Genomic DNA, 4,892 nt, shown 5'->3' with positions numbered 1-4,892 from the left:
ATTACACCGCCGGCCGCCGGCACCATGGTTATACAGGATGGCTTGTGGCAGGAAGTGCCGGAACTGCGTGTTGCCGCCACTACAGAGGCTTTGCCGCGTATTAGCATGCCGGCCGCGGTATCCCGCCTGTTACACCGTTTCCGCCAGTACGATACTATTGGCAGCGCCACAGAGCAGCAGCACTGGCTGCAGCAGGCCATTGAGCTGTTAAGCCATTTTTTACAGCATCAAAAATTACCGGGTTACCTGGGAACCATCAGCAGCGCCATCAGCAATGAGCTGCTGAAACAGGCCGTGATTTTATTATACCGCGAAAAGCCTGCATTGCTTACTCAGCTTTTAAATGCAGCAGGCGTACAGCCGGTGGCCCGCGTAACTATTTACCACCTGTTTACCCCGCCCGCAGGCATCTACGAATCACAGGTAAGGCAAAACCTGGAAATTTATGCCGTGCAGGATAGCCTGTTGCTGTTACAGCAAACCATTCACAAACCCATTGGCGGTTTCCGTGAAGCCGTACAGTTTTACAGGAACCAGCACCGGCAGGAGCGTTTATCCTTTTACCAGAAAGTATTTCAGCATCCCGTATTAATAGAGCAGGCCGCTCAGCAGCTGGACGATGCCACTTTCCTGGAAATGATGCAGGACATTCACATTGGCTGGGGGCACCCGCCCGGTGCAGCTTTAAAGGAGCTGCAGCAGCTGTTTGATATTATTATCACCGAAAGCCAGGAGCGGGAAAAGATCCGCCTGCTGTTCCGCCAGTTCCACATGCAATTGCTGGCCGGCCATTTTACGGTGCACCATGCCGCGGAGTATGCGCAACGTTTCCTGCACTTTATTACCGGCTCCGGCATATCCGCAGCAGAAAGTTTTATCGGAAGACTGGCTGTAAGTAAGGGCGCCATCAATATCACCGCATATGTGCACCTGCGTAACATATTGCCCGCCCTGCAGCAGCAGGCCGCACAGTATGTGCACACCCATGCGCATATGGAACAGGTACGGCAACAGCTCTACGAAAAAGACAGGCAGCTGCTGCAAACCACGCAAAAGCCGGCAGCCATCAGCAAACAGCCGCCGGAACAGCCATTTAATAAACGCGAATTGGAACAGGTTAAACCACCGGAAATGGAAACTATTTATGTTGGCAATGCCGGCCTGGTATTGCTGCATCCTTTTTTATCATTTGCTTTTCAGCGTTTAGGCTGGCTGGAAAAAGGACAGTTTATCAGTGAGGAAATGCAGCACCGCGCCATTCACTTTTTACAATTCACGGTAGATGGGTTGGAAGAGCACCCGGAACATGCATTGGCTTTAAACAAGGTATTATGTAACTTACCGCTGGCAGCGCCGGTACCCCTGGAGATCACGCTTACCGGAGAAGAAAAAGAGCTGTCGATGCAGATGTTGAAAGCAGTGATCCAGCAATGGGAGAAGATGAAGAATTCTTCCGTAGAAGGTTTCCAGGGATCTTTCCTGCAGCGCGAAGGCGCGCTCCGGGAAACAGAGGAAGCCTGGTTCCTGCGGGTAGAGCAACGCGGATACGACGTAATTATGCAAACGCTTCCCTGGGGTATTGGCACCATCAAAACCCCCTGGATGGATAAAGTATTATATACAGAATGGGTGTACACATGATCCATGAGAATGCAGCGATCCTGCACCAGGAAATGGCCTGGTTTCAGCAGGTGGTGGACCTGCGCATGAAGAAATATTTTGCAGAAGATGGCAGCGCCACTTTGCCGGACCAGCTGCCGCCGCCGCAGCTAAAGGGTAACGGCGCCGTATATGCGCAGATTGTGCAGCATTACAATATGAATGCAACAGAACGCCTGGTGCTGCTGCTGGCGCTTATACCGCATATATGCCCGCAGCTGCTGGATGTGTTCTTTACCAAAAATGCTACCTACGACCGTGGCTTTACGGAGTTTGGCGGCATCAAAGGGCAGCACCACGGCGGCTTTTTACCCACCGGCGAAACAGCCGCTTTCCTGGCCGCCGCCAGCAGCCTGGAACAACGCTTCCGCCTGATTGAGCTGTTTGGCCCGGATCATTTTTTTGCCAAACATTCCATCTTAAAGCTGGTGCCCTCCAATGCAGAGGAGCCCTTGCTCAGCGGCACCCTTAGCCTGTACCCGGAATACCTCAGCTACTTTACATTAGGTACTGCCCATAAGCCGGACTACAGTATAAACTTCCCGGCTAAACGAATTGAGACCGGCCTGGAATGGAGCGACCTGGTGCTGGAAGATCATACCATGGAAGAAGTAGAGGAGATCCGCGCCTGGATAGAGCACGGCAACACCCTCATGAACGACTGGGGCATGAGCCGCAAGATAAAACCCGGCTACCGCAGCCTGTTCTACGGCCCGCCGGGCACCGGTAAATCCATGACCGCCTGCCTGCTGGGCAAAACCTTTAGCATGGATGTGTACCGCATAGATTTGTCTATGATCGTATCCAAGTTCATTGGCGAAACCGAAAAGAACCTGGCCCAGGTATTTGACCGCGCTGCCAACCAGAACTGGATACTGTTCTTTGATGAAGCAGATGCATTGTTCGGCAAGCGCACGCAAACCTCCTCCTCCAACGACCGTTATGCCAATCAGGAAGTAGCTTACCTGTTGCAGCGCATAGAAGATTTTCCCGGCATGATTGTGCTGGCCACCAACCTCAAAGCCAATATCGACGAAGCTTTTGGCCGCCGTTTTCAATCCATGATCTACTTCGCTATGCCCGGCGCTGAACAGCGTTACCGTTTATGGCAGCAGGCATTCCCATCCAACGTGCAGCTGGAAGAAAAGCTGAACCTGGAAGAAATTGCCAAAAAGCACGAGCTGGCCGGTGGCGCTATCATTAATGTGAGCCGTTACAGCTGCCTGATGGCGTTGAAACGTAACAGCACTACCATTTTGCATAAGGATGTAGTGAATGGTATCCGCAAGGAGTTTGGGAAGGAGGGGAAAACGGTGTAGGATAAAAAACATATTCTGTATATTTACCATGTTCAACCCGGGGATGAGTATCTATGACAGCATATAACGAACAGGTACAAAGAATAAAACAGAAACTGCAGGCTGCAAAAAAAGCGGACACAAAACTAAAAGTATTTGGCGCAGACAGCCATAAGTATACATTAAACAAACCCGCAACGGTAGAGGAAGTAACCCAATTTGAACAGCAATACTCCATAGAGCTTCCCGGCTGTTACAAAGCCTTTTTATTACAGGTTGGAAATGGTGGGAACGCATATGCCAATTCCGCAGCAGGACCCTTTTACGGCATTTATCCGCTTGGAGAAAGTGTAGATGAATTGATCCACGATACTGTAGAAAGAGATCTTAAGAACGACTGTATTATTTATCCTAAAATGCCGGATGATTATTGGGCATCATTGACACAAAAACTAAACGATAACCTTTCCGATGAAGATTATGGAAATGAAAGAGGCAGGATCTTTGGCGGTATTCTTCCCATTGGCTCACAGGGCTGTAGCTATTTACATGGTATAGTGCTCAATGGCACATACACAGGCAGGGTGGTGAATTTAGACATAGATGCACAAAAGCCCCGTTTTGCATTTGAAAGCAATTTTTTAGACTGGTATGAGCGGTGGCTGGATGAGGTGATCTCCGGCCAGCTGATGCAGCGCGGGCCCAGCTGGTTTGGCTATTCGATGGGTGGTTCTGATGATCAGCTGTTAAAACTATTCCTGTCAGCAAAGGATGAGGATCAAAAAGCAGATTGTTTAAATGGAATTTTGAATAAGCATGCCCTCCAGAAAGAAATTGTTGAAAATATCGAGCAGCAGGTCTTTCAGCATACGCGAGGGATCAACGCTCAATTGCTTCAGATCCTGTGTAAATTCAATTACGAAACGGCAAAACCTTATTTAACTGAATTAGTTAGAACGGATCTGTTATCAGTGTTCCAGTTCGTTTACTGGTACGCAAAAGATAAGAGCAGGGAATGGGCGCCGGTTATAGAGGCAAACATCAGCAGGATCGAAGATGGTGAAACATTCCGGTTTTGTACTTATCTGCTCACGGAAACCAAAGGCAATTACGGGCCGCTTATCATTCCTTTCACAGAAAAAGAGGATGAAGATATCAGGGTGACTGCATTCTATACATTGGGTAAGCTAAACAACCGGCAGCAGTTTATAGATACTTTTATAAAAGGCCTGAACGATCCTTCAAATCGCGTTATCCATACAGCGCTGCAGGCCCTTTCCGGAGTAAAAGATAAACGCCTGTTGCCGCACTATAAACACCTTGCAGAAAAATTCCCGGTAGAGCAGGATTATATTTTATCGAACCTGAATCAGCGTTTGGCGGAATATGGGTTAACGAATGTAACGGTTCTGAAAAAAGTGTTGTAATGGTAAACATCAAAACAATAAACGACCAGGAAATAACGGATAGGTTAACAGATTACGATACAAAAGGCGGAGTGGTACGAATGTCCGTATTTGAAATATCCGAAAACTATTTAGGGGAAATGCCGGATGAATATACCGCACACCTGGTTACAGCCCGGCAAACATTAGAAAAAGAGAATTACGAGTGCAATTTTCATATTAACAAGGTCTTGCCCCCGAACAAAAGATCAAATTCCAGCATAGCGCAAACCGACTTTACCAAACTGGATCCAAGCGGACAAAAAATAGATGTAAGGGATTTTCTGGGCCTTCATTTTGACCTGGCCAACAGGAAACCTTTTATCAGGGGGCAATTGGGCAACGAAACGCTTAACTCCTATTTTTACTACGACCAGCAAGAGATACCTGCAAATAAAATAAACATTAATAAGATCGCAGCAGAGTTTCAGTCGCTTTATCCGCAAAATACAGGAGGCTTTGTATATACTTTTATGGAACCGCCCTACAA

General features: G+C 48.2%; 4 protein-coding genes. All 4 read left to right on the top strand.

The features are described from left to right. Positions 1-1,641, top strand: a 1,641-nt coding sequence (locus VIM87_RS05230; RefSeq protein ID WP_331995957.1) for a contractile injection system tape measure protein, incomplete at its 5' end; no start/stop codon positions are given. Further along, entirely contained in the window at positions 1,626-2,978 is a 1,353-nt protein-coding gene (locus VIM87_RS05225; RefSeq protein WP_331995956.1) for an ATP-binding protein, read from the top strand. The genes VIM87_RS05230 and VIM87_RS05225, both read left to right, overlap by 16 nt. Before the next feature lie 53 nt (positions 2,979-3,031). Next, positions 3,032-4,384: an SMI1/KNR4 family protein gene (locus VIM87_RS05220; protein ID WP_331995955.1), complete on the top strand. Its 1,353-nt coding sequence runs from the start codon at positions 3,032-3,034 to the stop codon at positions 4,382-4,384. Continuing rightward, positions 4,384-4,892: hypothetical protein (locus tag VIM87_RS05215; RefSeq protein WP_331995954.1), on the top strand; the 509-nt coding region annotated here is incomplete at its 3' end. The genes VIM87_RS05220 and VIM87_RS05215, both read left to right, overlap by 1 nt.

The sequence above is a fragment of the Chitinophaga sp. genome (assembly GCF_036569125.1).
Taxonomy (GTDB): domain Bacteria; phylum Bacteroidota; class Bacteroidia; order Chitinophagales; family Chitinophagaceae; genus Chitinophaga.
Note: the sequence above shows the minus strand (reverse complement) of the source record. Positions and strands in the feature narration are given on the sequence as shown.

Excerpts from the sequence above, each read along its gene's own strand:
- VIM87_RS05225 (WP_331995956.1), top strand. The coding sequence starts at position 1,626 with ATGGGTGTACACATGATCCATGAGAATGCAGCGATCCTGCACCAGGAA.
- VIM87_RS05220 (WP_331995955.1), top strand. The coding sequence starts at position 3,032 with ATGACAGCATATAACGAACAGGTACAAAGAATAAAACAGAAACTGCAG.